We start from the raw sequence: 14152 nt of genomic DNA on the forward strand, positions 1-14152 counted from the left end.
TACATCGGTGTACTACATCGGTGTAGAGAGGATGCCCGAGTGCTCCGGGACCGTCAAGGTGTCAGCTCGCGCCGAGCGTGGATTCCCTGGTGTGGAGCTCGTACGGGGCGACGATCTCGTGGTGCTCGGAGTCGTCGCCGGCCATCCGCTGGACCAGCAGGTCGACCGCGGTCCGGGCGATGTGGACGCGGTCGGGGTCGACCGTGGTCAGGGTCGGGCTGCTGTAACTCGCCTCGTCGATGTTGTCGAAGCCGGCCACCGCCACGTCGTCCGGGATCCGCACGCCGTGCGCGGCCAGCGCCCGGATCGCGCCGAGCGCCAACGTGTCGTTCAGGGCGAAAACGGCGTCGAATCGTTCCCCGGTCGCGAGCAGCTCCGCCGTTGCGTCCGCCCCGCTCGACCGATGCCATTTCCCGCCCGAGACGGCGAGCCCCTCCGGCACCTCAACGCCGTACTCCGCCAGCGTCTCGGCATAGGCGCCGTACCGGATGGCCGCGGTGCCGACGCCCTCGCGGGGCCGGATCCCGATCACCGCGATCCGCCGACGGCCCTGGTCGAGCAGGTGCCGTACGACGGCCTTGGTGCCCGCGACGTTGTCGATCATCACGTGGTCGACCGGGCCGTGGAAGATCCGCTCGCCGAGCAGCACCATCGGCGTCTCCGTGCGCAGCAGGTCGACGTCCTCGGGGCCGAGGCCGAGCGGGCTGTACAGCAGGCCGTCGACCAGGTGCCCGCGCGGCCGGGTGAGTGCGGTCAGCTCCCGTTCGCGGTCGGCGCCGGTGGTCTCGATCATCACCGTCAGGCCGTGCTCGCCGGCGGCCGCGATCGCCGCGTCGGCGAGCTCCGCGAAGTACGGGTTGCTGAGCTCCGGGACGGCCAGCCCGATCACGCCGGTCCGGCCGGACTTGAGGTTCCGGGCGGAGAAGTTCATCCGGTAGCCGAGGGCGTCGATCGCGGCGAGCACCTTCACCCGGGTCGCCTCGCGGATGTACGGGTACCCGTTCATCACGTTCGAGACCGTCTTCGGGGACACCCCGGCCTCTCGCGCGACATCGCGCATCGTCACCGCCATGGCCACAGACTAAGGGCTGTCAAATAGTAACCATCGCCTGTACCGTGTTGGGCGAAAACCTTCATCTTCCGTTCCGCCCCTCGGAGGTTGCGATGGTTCGCCGATCGATTGTGGTTTGTCTTGCCCTGGCCCTGACCGGGCTGGCGTTGCTGGTTCCGCTCCGGCAGTCCCAGGCCGACGAGCAGGCCGGCCCGACCGCCGACCAGCTACGGTCCAGAGCGTCGTGCGAGTCGCAGGTGTCGAACGGGAAGTACGCCCACGACTCCGGCGGATCCAGGACGGCCGCGGTCTGCCGGTCCGGGGACGCGGTGCACTGGACCGCCGACTTCGACATCGACTGCGACGGGCAGCGCACGACGCAGTGCAACGAGAACACCGATCCGTCGTTCCAGCCGGACACCTCGTGGCACCAGTCCGACGGACGTCCGCTGAACTCGGCCGGGTTGCCGTTCATCGTCGTACCGCTGCCGAGCTCGATCTGGGATTACCGTACGGCGGGGATCGGCGGCGCCACCGTTGCCGCGGTCGTGTATCAGGACAAGGTCGCGTACGCCGTCGTCGGCGATCAGGGCCCGACCGGGATCGTCGGCGAGGGCTCGTACAAGCTGGCGCAGCAGCTCGGGATCAACCCCAACCCGGCGTCGGGTGGGGTGGACGGCGCGGTCGTCACCTACATCCTGTTTCCCGGCGTGACGTCGGCGCCGATCGAGAACGCGGCGGACGCGGTCAGCAAGGGCGAAGCGGCTGCCCAGGCCTTCGTGAACAGCACGTCGACGTGCGCAAGTACGAACCTGGACTTCACGTCGTACCCGACCATCCAGTCCGGCTCAACCGGTGCCGCGGTGAAGGCGGCGCAGTGTCTCCTCGGCGCCGACGAACCGTCCGGCACCTTCGACACCACCACTGTCGACGCCGCGAAGTCCTTCCAGACCCGCGTCGGCCTCCCCTCCGACGGCGTCATCGGCTCCGCGACCTGGACAGCCCTCCTGGCCGCGGGAGATCAAACCACTGTCCGCCTCAACTCCACCGGCGCCGCCGTCCGTCGCCTGCAACGCGCCCTCACCGCAGCACTCGGGCGAACGGTAGCCATCGACGGCCAGTTCGGCCCCCTCACCGAAACCGCCGCGAAGGACTACCAGCGCACCCGGCAACTGGTCGTCGACGGGGTGGTAGGCCCCGTCACCTGGACAGCCCTCCAGGCAGGCAAGTAGACGATGACCTGGGTTGGGGAGGTTTGTGCGCCCGGATCGGCACGAAATCCTCCCCAACCCGGATGTTCAGCGGTCGGCGAGGGGACGGCGGCGGCGGGTGATGTCGGTGAGGGACTGGGGTTGCCAGGCGGCGTCGGCGCGGTAGACGTCGGTGCCGGGTTGGATGATTTCGTCGATTCGGTCGAGGGTCTTGTCGTCGAGGGTCAGGTCTGCGGCGGTGATGAGGCCCTGTAGTTGCTCCATCGTGCGGGGTCCGGTGATGACCGACGTGACCGCGGGATGCGTTGTGACGAAGGCGAGTGCGAGTTCAGGCAACGTCGTACCGATGCCGTCGGCAACTTCGACCAGTTGCTCCACCGCGTCGTACTTCGCCGCGTTCGCGGGCAGTGCCGGGTCGAACCGATCCGGAGCGAGCGAGGCCCGCGCGGACAGGTCGAGCGGCTGGTTCTTGCGGACCTTCCCGGACAGGAACCCGAATGCGAGCGGGCTGTACGTCAGCACGCCCATCCCCAGCCGGTGGCAGGTCGGAAGGACGGAGCGTTCGATGCCGCGGGCCATCATCGAGTACGGCGGCTGGTTCGTCCGGAATCGCCCGTACCCGCGCCGGTCCGCGACGTGGTACGCCTCGACGATGTCCTCCGCCGGGAACGCCGAGCACCCGAACGCGCGGATCTTGCCCGCACTCACCAGGTCACTCAGCACCCACAACGTCTCCTCGATGTCGGTGGTGTGGTCGGGCCGGTGGATCTGATAGAGGTCGATCCAGTCCGTGCCGAGCCGGCGCAGGCTGTCCTCGACCGCCCGGGTGATCCAGCGCCGCGAGTTCCCGCTCCGGTTCCGGCCCTCGGTGAACGGGAAGTGCACCTTGGTGGCGAGTACGACGTCGTCGCGGCGATCCCGCAGCGCCTTGCCGACGATCGTCTCGGACTCGCCCGCGGAGTACATGTCCGCGGTGTCGACGAAGTTGATCCCCTGGTCCAGCGCGGCGTGGATGATCCGGACACAGTCGTCATGATCGGGGTTTCCGACCGCACCGAACATCATCGCCCCGAGACAGTGCGTACTGACCTCGATCCCGGTCCCACCCAGCGTGCGATAGCGCATCAACATCCCCTTCGTAGTAGCTGCCCCGCACGCTAAGAGCTAGACCGCGCTCTAGGTCAAGTCGCACCTTGAGCCCCCACCAACCAAATCCCAGCCGGCAAAACGGTTGGTGGGTGCTCAAGGTCGGGTCCGTAGGGTGGAGGAGTGGAGATCGCGGAGCTTTGGGATGCTGAGCCCGGCTGGTTGAACACCGCGTCGTACGGGCTGCCGCCGCGGCCGGCGTGGGAGGCGTTGCAGGCCGCGCTGTCGGACTGGCGGGTCGGCGCGACGAGCTGGGAGCCGTGGGACAGGTCGACGACGCGGGCCCGGGAGTCGTTCGCGCGGCTGGTCGGCGCGGAGTCGGAAAACGTGTTCGTCGGCAGCACGGTGTCCGCGGCGCTGGCACCGATCGCGGCCGCGCTGCCGGACGGTGCGAAGGTGCTGACCGACGACGTCGAGTTCACGTCCAACGTTTTCCCGTGGCAGGTGCACGCGGATCGTGGCATCGAGGTGATCGCCGTACCGGGTGACGACGTCGTCGGCCGCATCACACCGGGGATCGACCTGGTCGCGGTGAGTGCCGTGCAGTCGTCGACCGGCGTCGTCCTCGACCTGCCCGCAGTGGTTGCCGCCAGCAAGCAGATCGGCGCGCTCGTGGTGATCGACGCGACCCAGGCGGTCGGCTGGCACCCGATCACGGTCGACGGCGTCGACGCGCTGATCGCCCACAGCTACAAGTGGTTGATGGCACCGCGCGGCGCGACGCTCGGGTACCTGTCGCCGCGGTTGCAGGAGCGATGCCGGCCGTCGGCGGCGGGCTGGTACGCCGCACGCGACATCCACGGGTCGTACTACGGGCCGGTGATGGAACTCGATCCGGCCGCGCGGAGGTTCGACCAGTCGCCGGCCTGGTTCAGCTTCGTCGGCGCGGCGCCCGCGCTCGAGCTGATCGAGGAGATCGGCGTCGAGACGATCAACCGGCACAACCTCGCGCTCGCGAACGAGTTCCGCGCCGGGCTGGGCCTCGAGCCGTCGAACAGCGCGATCGTCAGTACGCGGCTGCCCGGGGCGCAGGAGGCGTTCGCGGCGGCCGGGATCCGGGCCGCCGTACGGGACGGGAAGCTGCGCGCGTCGTTCCACATCTACTCGACCCGTGACGACGTACAGCAGGCTCTGTCCGCGCTGAAGCCTTTGATCCGAGGTTAGGGTGCGGGCATGGACGGACTGAGCATCGGGCAGGTCGCGGAGCGGACCGGGTTGAGCGTGCACGCGCTGCGGTTCTACGAGCGTGAGGGGCTGCTCGCCGACGCGGTACGGCGGGAGTCGAACGGGCGGCGCGTCTACACCGAGGACGACGTCGACTGGCTGAACATGTGCATCAAGTTCCGCTCGTCCGGGATGCCGCTGGACACCATCCGCAAGTACACGGAGCTGGTGCGGCGGGGAGCCGGCAACGAGGCGGACCGGTTGGCCCTGCTCAAGAGCCATCAGGACTACGTGCGCGCGCAGATCGAGGAACTCAACGAGTGCCTCAACGTGATCACCTGGAAGGTCGACATCTACCAGCAGCACGTGGACGCCGGCACCGCCGACTGCCTGTGGGTCGCTCCGTCCACACAGACAGCCAGCGAAGCCTCCTGATTCAGGCGATCAGCAGCCGGAGACCGAGGTCTGCCGCGTCGAGGTCGACGAGTTCGTTGTTGCGCTCTGCCCACCGGCCCGACGCCAGGTCCTCGTCGAGGCGTCGTACCGCCCGCTGCTCTGCCTCCGGGCCCACGCGCGTCCACACCGACATCGCGCGGCGCACCCGGTCCTCCAAATAGGCCTCCGGCCGCCGCCAGTACGCCTCGAACAAGCCGTCCGCGCAGTCCCAAGGCACAGGCACCGGCTCGGCGCGGGCTCCGATCGCGTCGCCCATCCCGGCGATCGAGGGGAAGCCCTCGAGAACCGACGCGAACTCCGGCAGATAGTCCCGAGTGAGCCAGAACCGGTCCTGCCATCCAGGCTCATCGGTATCGAACGTGAAGACCACCACGCGGCGAGCCACCCGGCGCATCTCGCGCAGCCCCGCAATCGGGTCCGCCCAGTGATGAACGGTCGACACAGCCATCGCAACGTCGTACGAGTCGTCCTCGAACGGCAAACTCTCCGCGGCAGCAGCCACACACGGCGCCGCGTCCGCCGGCCGCTGGCTCCGCATGACCTCCGACGGCTCGACCGCGGTCACGTCGCGATCGGCGGGCTCGTACGATCCGGTGCCCGCTCCGACGTTCAGCACCGTCTCCGCATCCCCGAGCGCCTCCCAGATCCGCGCGGCGATCCGCGGCTCGGTACGCCGCGTTGCCGGGTACGCGCCGCCGATGACGTCGTACAGCCGCGCACCGAGTACCTCCAGCTGCTCCTCCGGTGTCACGCTCAGTCCCTTCGCCCGCGTCTCGAGTTCCCTGTCGATGGCCCGCACCATGGCGTCCGTACGATCACGCCGCTCCACCAGCAGCCCGCGCAGTTGGCGCAGGCGCGCGACCGCATCGGTGGACGGGTCACCGACCAGTTCGCCGACCTCCCGCAGCCCGAAGCCGAGCCGCCGATAGGCAAGGACCTCCCGCAGCCGCTCGACGTCAGCCGCCGAATAGGCCCGGTAGCCGGCCGATGTCCGCGCCGACGGTCGAACGAGCCCGATCTCGTCGTAGTGATGCAGCGTGCGGACACTCACACCGGCCAGATCGGCCACCCGCCCCACGGTCCAGTGATCGTTCACGCCCACCGACTATGGAGCCTCACGCCACGTCAGGGTCAAGTGCCGACTCCATAGCGGCGAGGGTGGTGCGCATGTTCGCAGACAGCTGGTCGAGCCGGCCTTGGATGGCCTGTGATGCCCGGTGCGAGTGCTGTACGACGTGCATCCGCATCCCGCTGTTGCCGGGTCCGTGGGTGAAGGACTGCTGGACGAGGGTCTCGGCGCCGCGGTCCTCCAACTCGTACTCCCAGTGCGCGAACGGGACGGACTCGTCGCCGTACACGTCCCACCCGAACCGCCTCGGCTGCTCGAGGACGGTGACCGTGCAGGTCACGTAGGTCTCCAACCCGTTCGGAAAACGGTTGCGTGCCTCGAAGCGGACGTCCTTCTCCAGCCAGGCGCCGTAGATGCACTCCGGGCTCCACTCGCCGTACCTGTCGATCGCGGTGATGCCGGACCAGACCTCGTGGATCGGCAGCTTGATCAGTACCTCGACACCGGTGGTCGCACCGGTCACTCCGTAGTCGTTCATGACCGGTACGTCGTGTGCACCTCGGCGGACTCGACATTTACCCGTTCGGGATGGCTGTAGAGATTCAGGTTGCCGTTGCGGATGAAGCCAGCCAGGGTCAGGCCGGATTCGGCCGCGAGGTCGATGGCGAGGGAGCTGGGAGCCGAGACCGCGCCGAGGACCGGGATTCCGGCCATCACCGCCTTCTGGGCGAGCTCGAACGAGGTCCGGCCGGAGACGATCAGGATCAGGCCGCGAGCCGGGATGCGGCCGTTGAGCAGGGCCCAGCCGACGACCTTGTCGACGGCGTTGTGGCGACCGACATCCTCGCGGACGACGAGCAGCTCCCCGGTCGGCGTGAACAGACCGGCCGCGTGCAGTCCGCCGGTTCGGTCGAAGACCTGCTGCCTGGCGCGGAGCGCGTCGGGGAGGGTCGCGAGTACGTCGTACTTGATGGTCACGTCGTCGGCGGCCGGGGAGTGGCGCGTCTTCGTGCGGACCGCGTCGAGGGACGCCTTGCCGCAGACGCCGCAGGACGAGGTCGTGTAGAAGTTGCGCTCGACACCGGTCACGGGCGCGGGTACGCCGGGCGCGAGACCGAGGTCGAGGACGTTGTACGTGTTGCGGCCCTCGTCGTCGCGGGAGTCGCAGTACCGTGCGTCGCGGATTTCCTCGGCATTTCCGATCACGCCCTCGGTGTGCAGGAAACCGTGTGCGAGCTCGACATCGTGTCCCGGCGTCCGCATCGTCACGGCGAGCGGCTTCCCGTCGACCCGCAACTCGAGCGGCTCCTCGACCGCGATCGAGTCCGGCCGGGAACGGCTACCGGCCGGGGTGACTCGAATCACCGGCCGCCGTGCAATCAGCCGCCCCATGGACGCGACCCGGGATCGAGGGGGAGGAGGCGGGCGGCGATGGCTTCGCTGGGGCCGGGGGCTACTACAGCGAGGGCGTCGGCGGAGGCAGGACCGCGGAGCATGGCGGCGCCGCCGTGGCCGACTGGTACGGCGCCTTGTGCGGTGAGGCGGATCGGGACGAGCCGGGTGCTGGTGGGGTGGCAGGGAAGGCCGCCGGGGACTGCGATGTTGGTGAGCTCGGGGAGCGGGAGGCCGCGCATCCGGGTGATGGCCGCGACGCCGAGCGTCAGGAACGCGACCAGCGCGGCGAACGGGTTGCCGGGCAGGCCGATCACGAGGCGTCCGTCCGGTAGTTGCGCGAGCGCCTGCGGGTGGCCGGGACGACATGCGACCCCGTCGACGATCATCTCGGCCCCTAGCGCGTTGAGAGCCGGCCGGAGGTGATCGGCCGGCCCCGCGGCGGAGGAACCGGACACGAGGACGAGGTCCGCCCGCGTGTCCCGCAACGCCCCCACCAACCCCTCGAACGAATCCCCCAAATGCCGAACCGAGGTGGTTGTTGGGTTGGCGCCGGCTCTGGTGATCAGGCCGGGGAGCATGGGGCCGATGGCGTCGCGTACCCGGCCGGGGGACGACGGGCCCTGGTGGACCAGCTCCTCGCCGGTGATGAGGGCTGCGACTGTGGGTTGCGGGATGACGGTGAGTCGGTTGAGCCCGACGGTCGCCGCGAGCCCGAGCACCGCCGGATCGATGACCACTCCAGCCGGCAACAACTGATCCCCAGCTCGGCACTCCTCACCCGCCCGCCGAATATGCCGCCCGTCCTCAGCCGGCCCCTCCAACCGCGCGCCCGTCACGGTGGCGTCTTCTGTGCGGAGGATGGAGGTGGTGCCGGCGGGGACGGATGCGCCGGTGACGATGCCGGTTGCTTCGCCGTCCGCTAGCTCGCCAGGGTCTGCGGTCCCGGCCTTCACCTGGCCGATCACATGCCATGGGCCGGCGCCGCGTACGGCGTACCCGTCCATCGCCGCTCGATCCACCGGCGGCACCGCGACCGGCGACACCAACGGCGTGGCCAGTACGCACCCGTCCGCCTCGTCCAGCCCGCGCCGTACGACCGCTCCCGGTCGCGCCACCGCGTGCGCCAACGCCCGAGCCACGTCCCACGCCATCACATCCCGCCGCGCCCTCGCGGCACGGCCTTCAGCAGTTGTGCGCCCAGGCCCGTCCTCCACAGGCCCACCCTCTCCGACCCGCCCCCACTTGTCGAACCGATCCCGCACGCCGGACGGGTCACCCGCGTCGGGTTGGGTCATGCGGGCGCCTGGAGTTGCTGGGCGGCGAGCGCGGCGGCGGGGTCGAGGTCGGTGGCGCCGGAAGCGGCGTGGGCGATCAGGGCCTGCTTCATGCGCGGGTCCCAGACGGCGTTCATGTGGTTGGCGATGGCAGTGGCGGCGTCCGCGGGTGGGCGATGCGCGAACTGGGCCGCGATCTCGTTCGCCAACCGCACGTACGACGGTACGCCGCCGCTCATCGATTGCCGCCGGCAACGACAGGTTCACGGGCGGACTCGTCGGCGACCGGCTCCGGGATCAGGTCGACCTGGACCGCGGTGACCTTGTACTCGGGGCAGTTGGTCGCCCAGTCGGAGTTCTCCGTGGTGACAACGTTGGCGCCGCTCACCGGATGGTGGAACGTGGTGTAGCAGACGCCCACCGGCATCCGGTCCGAGATCGTCGCGCGCAGCTCGGTCCGCCCGACCCGGCTCGACAACGCGACCGTGTCGCCGTCCGTGATGCCGCGCACCTCGGCGTCGTGCGGATGGATCTCCAGCACGTCCTCGGCATGCCAGGCGACGTTCGCCGTCCGCCGGGTCTGCGCCCCGACGTTGTACTGCGACAGGATCCGCCCGGTGGTCAGGATCAGCGGGAACTTCCGTGTCGAACGCTCCGACGTCGGAACGTACACGGTCTCCATGAACCGTCCCTTGCCGCGGGTGAACTCGTCCTCGTGCATGATCGGCGTCCCGGACGGATGCTCGACGTTGCACGGCCACTGGATCGACCCGAGCTCGTCGAGCTTGCTGAACGACACTCCCATGAACGTCGGCGTCGTCATCGCGATCTCGTCCATGATCTGCGCCGCCGAGTCGTAGTGCATCGGGTACCCCATCGCCTGCGCGATCTCGCAGATGATCTCCCACTCCTGCTTCCCGGTCTGCGGGGCCATGATCGGCCGCACCCGGTTGATCCGCCGTTCCGCGTTCGTGAAGGTGCCGTCCTTCTCCAGGAACGAGGTCCCCGGCAGCAACACGTGTGCGAACTTCGCCGTCTCGTTGACGAACAGGTCCTGTACGACGAGCAACTCGAGTGCACCCAGCGCCGCGAACACGTGCTGCGTGTTCGGGTCCGACTGCGCGATGTCCTCGCCCTGCACGAACAGCGCCTTGAACGAGCCCTCGATCGCCGCATCGAACATGTTCGGGATCCGCAACCCGGGCTCGTTGAGGATCGGCGTACCCCACAACTTCTCGTAGATGTCGCGGACGTCCTCGTTCGACACGTGCCGGTACCCGGGCAGCTCGTGCGGGAACGAACCCATGTCGCACGAGCCCTGCACGTTGTTCTGCCCGCGCATCGGGTTCACGCCGACGCCCGCCCGGCCGATGTTGCCGGTCGCCATCGCGAGGTTCGCCATCCCCATCACCATGGTCGAGCCCTGGCTGTGCTCGGTGACGCCGAGACCGTAGTAGATCGCCGCGTTCCCGCCGGTCGCGTACAGCCGGGCCGCTTCCCGGATCTTTTCCGCCGGTACGCCGGAAATTTCGGAAACCGCTTCCGGGCTGTGTTCCGGCTGCGCGATGAACGTCTCCCAGGCCTCGAAGTCCTCGCACCGGCTCGCGACGAAGTCCCGATCCACCAGGCCCTCGGTCACCACCACATGCGCGAGCGCGTTGATGATGGCGACATTCGTCCCGGGTGCCAGTTCCAGGTGGTACGACGCCTCGATGTGCGGCGACCGGACCAGGTCGATCCGCCGCGGGTCGATCACGATCAGCTGGGCGCCGGCGCGGATCCGCTGCTTCATCCGGGAGGCGAACACCGGGTGCGCGTCGGTCGGGTTCGAGCCGATCACCAGGATCACGTCGGACTCGTCGACGGAACGGAAATCCTGTGTTCCGGCGGATTCCCCGAAGGTCTGCTTCAGCCCGTAGCCGGTGGGCGAGTGGCAGACCCGCGCGCAGGTGTCGACGTTGTTGTTTCCGAACACCGCGCGGACCATTTTCTGGACCGCGTACACCTCCTCGTTCGTGGTCCGCGACGAGGTGATCGCGCCGATCGAGCCCTGGCCGTGGGCGGTCTGGATCTCCCGGAGGCGGCGCGCGGTGAACGAGATCGCCTCGTCCCAGGAAACTTTCCGCCACGGTTCCGAAAGCGTGTTCCGGACCATCGGCTCCAGCACCCGGTCCGGGTGCGACGCGTACCCGAACGCGAACCGGCCCTTCACACACGAGTGGCCCTCGTTCGCCCCGCCGTTCTTGTACGGCACCATCCGGACCAGCTCGTCGCCCCGGAGTTCGGCCTTGAACGAGCACCCGACACCGCAGTACGCGCAGGTCGTCAGCACGGTCCGGGTCGGCATCCCGAGCTCGACCACCGACTTCTCCTGCAATGTCGCGGTCGGACAGGCCTGCACGCACGCGCCGCAGGACACACAGTCCGACTCGAAGAACGACACCCCGGCACCGGCCGCGACCTTGGAATCGAACCCACGCCCCTCGATCGTCAGCGCCAGTGTTCCCTGGACCTCGTCACACGCACGCACGCACCGCGAGCACGCGATGCACTTGGACGCCTCGAAATCGAAGTACGGGTTGGAGGTATCGGTCGGCAGGTCCATGTGGTTCGCGCCGGCCTCGACGCCGGAGCCGTAGCGGACCTCGCGCAGCCCGGTGACGCCGGCCATGTCCTGCAGTTCGCAGTCGCCGTTCGCCGAGCAGGTCAAGCAGTCGAGCGGGTGGTCCGAGATGTACAGCTCCATCACGCCGCGGCGCAGCTTCCCGAGCCGTTCGTTCTGCGTCCGGACGACCATGCCGTCCCGGCACGGCGTCGTACACGAGGCCGGAGTGCCTTTCACACCGTCGATCTCGACCACGCACAGGCGGCACGACCCGAACGCCTCCAGGTTGTCGGTCGCACACAGCTTCGGTACGTCCACGCCCGCTTCCTTCGCCGCGCGCATCACCGACGTACCGGGTGGGACCTTCACCGGAACCCCGTCGACGGTCAGCTCGATCGTGGCGGCGCCGGCGCGGGCCGGCGTACCGAAGTCGGGTTCTTTCAAGAGCGTCATACGGTGAAGTCCTCTCCGAAATGGCGGACGGCGCTGCGTACTGGCATCGGGGTGAGGCCGCCCATGGCGCAGAGCGAGCCGTCGGTCATCAGTTCGCACAGGTCCTCGAGCAGGACCAGGTTCTGCGTGCGGTCCTCGTCGGCGACGATCCGGTCGATGGTCTCGACGCCGCGGACCGCGCCGACCCGGCACGGCGTGCACTTGCCGCACGACTCGGCCGCGCAGAACTCGAACGCGAACCGCGCCATCGCCGCCATGTCCACGGTCTCGTCGAACACCACGATCCCGCCGTGCCCGACCATCGCGCCGGCCGCGGCGAACGCCTCGTAGTCCATCGGCAGGTCGAACTGCTCGACCGGGAGATAGGCGCCGAGCGGACCGCCGACTTGGACCGCCCGCACCGGGCGACCCGACGACGTACCGCCGCCGAAGTCGTTCACCAGCTCGCCGAGCGTGATCCCGAACGCGGTCTCGACGATGCCGCCGCGGGCGACGTTCCCGCCGAGCTGAAAGACGCTGGTGCCGAGCGAGCGGCCGGTGCCGTACGCCGCGTACGCCGCGGCCCCGTTCGCCAGAATCGTCGGAACGGTTGCCAAGGACAACACATTGTTGACGACGGTTGGGCGGCCGAAAAGCCCTTCCAGAGCAGGGATCGGAGGTTTCGCGCGGACCATGCCGCGTTTTCCTTCCAGGCTTTCCAGCATCGAGGTTTCTTCGCCGCAGATGTACGCACCCGCGCCGACCCGGACGTGCAGGTCGAAGCCGAACCCTGAGCCGAGAATGTCCGGCCCCAACCAGCCTTCGTCGCGCGCTCGCGTGATCGCGTCCTTGAGTGTCGCGACCGCGTCCGGGTACTCCGAGCGCAGGTACACGTAGCCTTCCGCGGCACCGACGGCGTACGCCGCGATCGTCATCCCCTCGATCAGAGTGAAGGGGTCACCCTCGATCAGCATCCGGTCCGCGTACGTGCCGGAGTCGCCCTCGTCCGCGTTGCAGCACACGAACTTGAGGTCGGCCTCGGCGCCTAGGACGGTCCGCCACTTGATCCCGGTCGGGAACCCGGCCCCGCCCCGTCCGCGCAGGCCTGAGTCCACGACAGTCTCGACCACATCGGCCGGTGTCATCGTGAGCGCCTTGCGCAACCCGCTCAGACCGCCGTGGGTCTCGTAGTCCGCGGTCGACAGCGGATCGACCACTCCGACCCGCTCGAACGTCAACCGTTGCTGCCGTTTCATCCACGGCAGTTCCTCCACCAACCCGAGCGAGGCGCCCGCACCGTCGAGCATCCCGCTCGCGATCAGCCCGTCGACGTCCTCCGGCGCGACCGGCCCGTACCCGATCCGCCCGGCCGCCGTCTCCACCTCCACCAACGGCTCCAACCACAACATCCCCCGCGACCCGGTCCGCACCACCTCGACCGCACCGGATGCAGAGATCCGCTCGGCAACCTCATCCGCCCCGACCGAACAGGCCGCGGAGTCCCGCGGCACGAACACGCGGGTGATGTGGGAAGACGGCTCGGGTGTCATCGGGTTTCTCCCAGCAGCGCGTCGAGGCGGGTGGGGGTCACGCGGCCGTGGAGCTTGCCGGCGACTTGCACGGCCGGGCCGAGGGCGCAGTTGCCGAAGCAGTAGATCTCTTCGAGGGTGACGCGACCGTCGTACGTCGTCTCGCCGAACCCACACCCGATGGTGCGTCGCGCGTGCTCGGCGAGTTCGACCGCGCCGACCGAGCGGCACGCCTCCGCCTGACAGATCGCGACGGTGGTCCGGCCGGCCGCCGTACGCCGGAAGTCCTTGTAGAACGTGACGACGCCGTGCACCTCGGCGACAGCGAGGTTCAGTACGTCGGCGATCACCGCGACATCGGGCTGGTCGACGTACCCGAACTCCTCCTGCACCGCATGCAGGATCGGTATCAGCGCACCCCGAAGACCGCGCAGTGCCTCCGCGATCTCCCGCACTCGCTGGGCACGCCCGGGAACCGGGACGGGAGCGGCGGCCACGACCTCACTCGTCATGTATACAACATTCCGTCGCCAATCCACCCCGGTCAAAGCAATGCTGCCTATCAACTGATAGACACCAGCTATCAAGTCAGGCGGCTGGGCTGTCGGTCGCCTTCGCGTGGGGCCTTGTCCGCGCTGCCCAGGTCCTGTCACCTGTCCCGCGGGCGGCCCGTCCGGTGTGGTTTCGGGCTGGGGACTGCTACCCACCTGCAACGACCAGCAAGATTCCCCACCTCCAGGCCCCGGCGGGGTGCAGGTGTGCGGTGAACTGTCGTGGTGGGGGATAGAAATGGTCACTCCGTGCACCTTTGTTCCCCACA

General features: G+C 68.9%; 13 protein-coding genes. 3 read left to right on the top strand and 10 right to left on the bottom strand.

All coding sequences use genetic code 11. The annotated features are described in order from the left end of the window. Positions 1-61: 61 nt before the first annotated feature. Entirely contained in the window at positions 62-1072 is a 1011-nt protein-coding gene (locus E0H92_RS36465; RefSeq protein ID WP_131499422.1) for a LacI family DNA-binding transcriptional regulator, read from the bottom strand. Positions 1073-1164: 92 nt separating this feature from the next. Between E0H92_RS36465 and E0H92_RS36470 the strand changes: the two genes are divergently transcribed. Continuing rightward, positions 1165-2283 carry a peptidoglycan-binding protein gene (locus E0H92_RS36470; protein WP_131460806.1) on the top strand — a complete coding sequence of 373 codons (1119 nt, stop codon included), beginning with the start codon at positions 1165-1167 and terminating at the stop codon, positions 2281-2283. A gap of 66 nt (positions 2284-2349) precedes the next feature. Here E0H92_RS36470 and E0H92_RS36475 read toward each other — a convergent pair whose 3' ends face one another. Then, on the bottom strand, positions 2350-3387 hold the full coding sequence (locus E0H92_RS36475; RefSeq protein WP_131499423.1) for an aldo/keto reductase: 1038 nt from the start codon (positions 3385-3387) through the stop codon (positions 2350-2352). Between the two features lie 144 nt (positions 3388-3531). Between E0H92_RS36475 and E0H92_RS36480 the strand changes: the two genes are divergently transcribed. Both E0H92_RS36480 and E0H92_RS36485 read left to right on the top strand, forming a co-directional pair. Beyond that, a complete protein-coding gene (locus E0H92_RS36480) occupies positions 3532-4572 on the top strand; it encodes an aminotransferase class V-fold PLP-dependent enzyme (RefSeq protein WP_131499424.1) in 1041 nt (346 codons plus the stop codon). A gap of 9 nt (positions 4573-4581) precedes the next feature. Next, complete coding sequence (locus E0H92_RS36485; protein WP_131460803.1) at positions 4582-5007, top strand: MerR family transcriptional regulator; 426 nt, start codon at positions 4582-4584, stop codon at positions 5005-5007. 1 nt (position 5008) lies between these two features. Here the strand turns inward: E0H92_RS36485 and E0H92_RS36490 are convergent, their stop codons facing one another. The 8 genes from E0H92_RS36490 to E0H92_RS36525 are packed head-to-tail and all read right to left on the bottom strand — an operon-like array spanning position 5009 to position 13844. Further along, positions 5009-6124 (bottom strand): MerR family transcriptional regulator, encoded by a 1116-nt coding sequence (locus E0H92_RS36490; RefSeq protein WP_202873995.1) that lies wholly within the window; start codon positions 6122-6124, stop codon positions 5009-5011. A 19-nt stretch (positions 6125-6143) separates the two neighbouring features. Then, positions 6144-6635 carry an SRPBCC family protein gene (locus E0H92_RS36495; protein ID WP_131499425.1) on the bottom strand — a complete coding sequence of 164 codons (492 nt, stop codon included), beginning with the start codon at positions 6633-6635 and terminating at the stop codon, positions 6144-6146. Then, positions 6632-7489: a formate dehydrogenase accessory sulfurtransferase FdhD gene (gene fdhD, locus E0H92_RS36500; RefSeq protein WP_131499426.1), complete on the bottom strand. Its 858-nt coding sequence runs from the start codon at positions 7487-7489 to the stop codon at positions 6632-6634. Before fdhD ends, E0H92_RS36495 begins: the two co-directional genes overlap by 4 nt. Further along, entirely contained in the window at positions 7477-8787 is a 1311-nt protein-coding gene (locus E0H92_RS36505; RefSeq protein ID WP_202873996.1) for a molybdopterin molybdotransferase MoeA, read from the bottom strand. Before E0H92_RS36505 ends, fdhD begins: the two co-directional genes overlap by 13 nt. Continuing rightward, positions 8784-9005: a formate dehydrogenase subunit delta gene (locus tag E0H92_RS36510; RefSeq protein ID WP_131460799.1), complete on the bottom strand. Its 222-nt coding sequence runs from the start codon at positions 9003-9005 to the stop codon at positions 8784-8786. The genes E0H92_RS36505 and E0H92_RS36510 overlap by 4 nt, the downstream gene beginning before the upstream one ends. Beyond that, positions 9002-11824, bottom strand: a complete 2823-nt coding sequence (fdhF, locus tag E0H92_RS36515) for a formate dehydrogenase subunit alpha (RefSeq protein WP_131499427.1) — start codon at positions 11822-11824, stop codon at positions 9002-9004. The genes E0H92_RS36510 and fdhF overlap by 4 nt, the downstream gene beginning before the upstream one ends. Beyond that, complete coding sequence (locus E0H92_RS36520) at positions 11821-13353, bottom strand: formate dehydrogenase beta subunit (protein ID WP_131499428.1); 1533 nt, start codon at positions 13351-13353, stop codon at positions 11821-11823. Before E0H92_RS36520 ends, fdhF begins: the two co-directional genes overlap by 4 nt. Further along, complete coding sequence (locus tag E0H92_RS36525) at positions 13350-13844, bottom strand: NAD(P)H-dependent oxidoreductase subunit E (protein ID WP_165550183.1); 495 nt, start codon at positions 13842-13844, stop codon at positions 13350-13352. Before E0H92_RS36525 ends, E0H92_RS36520 begins: the two co-directional genes overlap by 4 nt. Positions 13845-14152: the final 308 nt, after the last annotated feature.

It is taken from the genome of Kribbella speibonae (genome assembly GCF_004331375.1).
Lineage (GTDB): Bacteria > Actinomycetota > Actinomycetes > Propionibacteriales > Kribbellaceae > Kribbella > Kribbella sindirgiensis.

Excerpts from the sequence above, each read along its gene's own strand:
- E0H92_RS36465 (WP_131499422.1), bottom strand. The coding sequence starts at position 1,072 with ATGGCGGTGACGATGCGCGATGTCGCGCGAGAGGCCGGGGTGTCCCCG.
- E0H92_RS36470 (WP_131460806.1), top strand. The coding sequence starts at position 1,165 with ATGGTTCGCCGATCGATTGTGGTTTGTCTTGCCCTGGCCCTGACCGGG.
- E0H92_RS36475 (WP_131499423.1), bottom strand. The coding sequence starts at position 3,387 with ATGCGCTATCGCACGCTGGGTGGGACCGGGATCGAGGTCAGTACGCAC.
- E0H92_RS36485 (WP_131460803.1), top strand. The coding sequence starts at position 4,582 with ATGGACGGACTGAGCATCGGGCAGGTCGCGGAGCGGACCGGGTTGAGC.
- E0H92_RS36495 (WP_131499425.1), bottom strand. The coding sequence starts at position 6,635 with ATGAACGACTACGGAGTGACCGGTGCGACCACCGGTGTCGAGGTACTG.
- fdhD (WP_131499426.1), bottom strand. The coding sequence starts at position 7,489 with ATGGGGCGGCTGATTGCACGGCGGCCGGTGATTCGAGTCACCCCGGCC.
- E0H92_RS36505 (WP_202873996.1), bottom strand. The coding sequence starts at position 8,787 with ATGACCCAACCCGACGCGGGTGACCCGTCCGGCGTGCGGGATCGGTTC.
- E0H92_RS36510 (WP_131460799.1), bottom strand. The coding sequence starts at position 9,005 with ATGAGCGGCGGCGTACCGTCGTACGTGCGGTTGGCGAACGAGATCGCG.
- fdhF (WP_131499427.1), bottom strand. The coding sequence starts at position 11,824 with ATGACGCTCTTGAAAGAACCCGACTTCGGTACGCCGGCCCGCGCCGGC.
- E0H92_RS36520 (WP_131499428.1), bottom strand. The coding sequence starts at position 13,353 with ATGACACCCGAGCCGTCTTCCCACATCACCCGCGTGTTCGTGCCGCGG.
- E0H92_RS36525 (WP_165550183.1), bottom strand. The coding sequence starts at position 13,844 with ATGACGAGTGAGGTCGTGGCCGCCGCTCCCGTCCCGGTTCCCGGGCGT.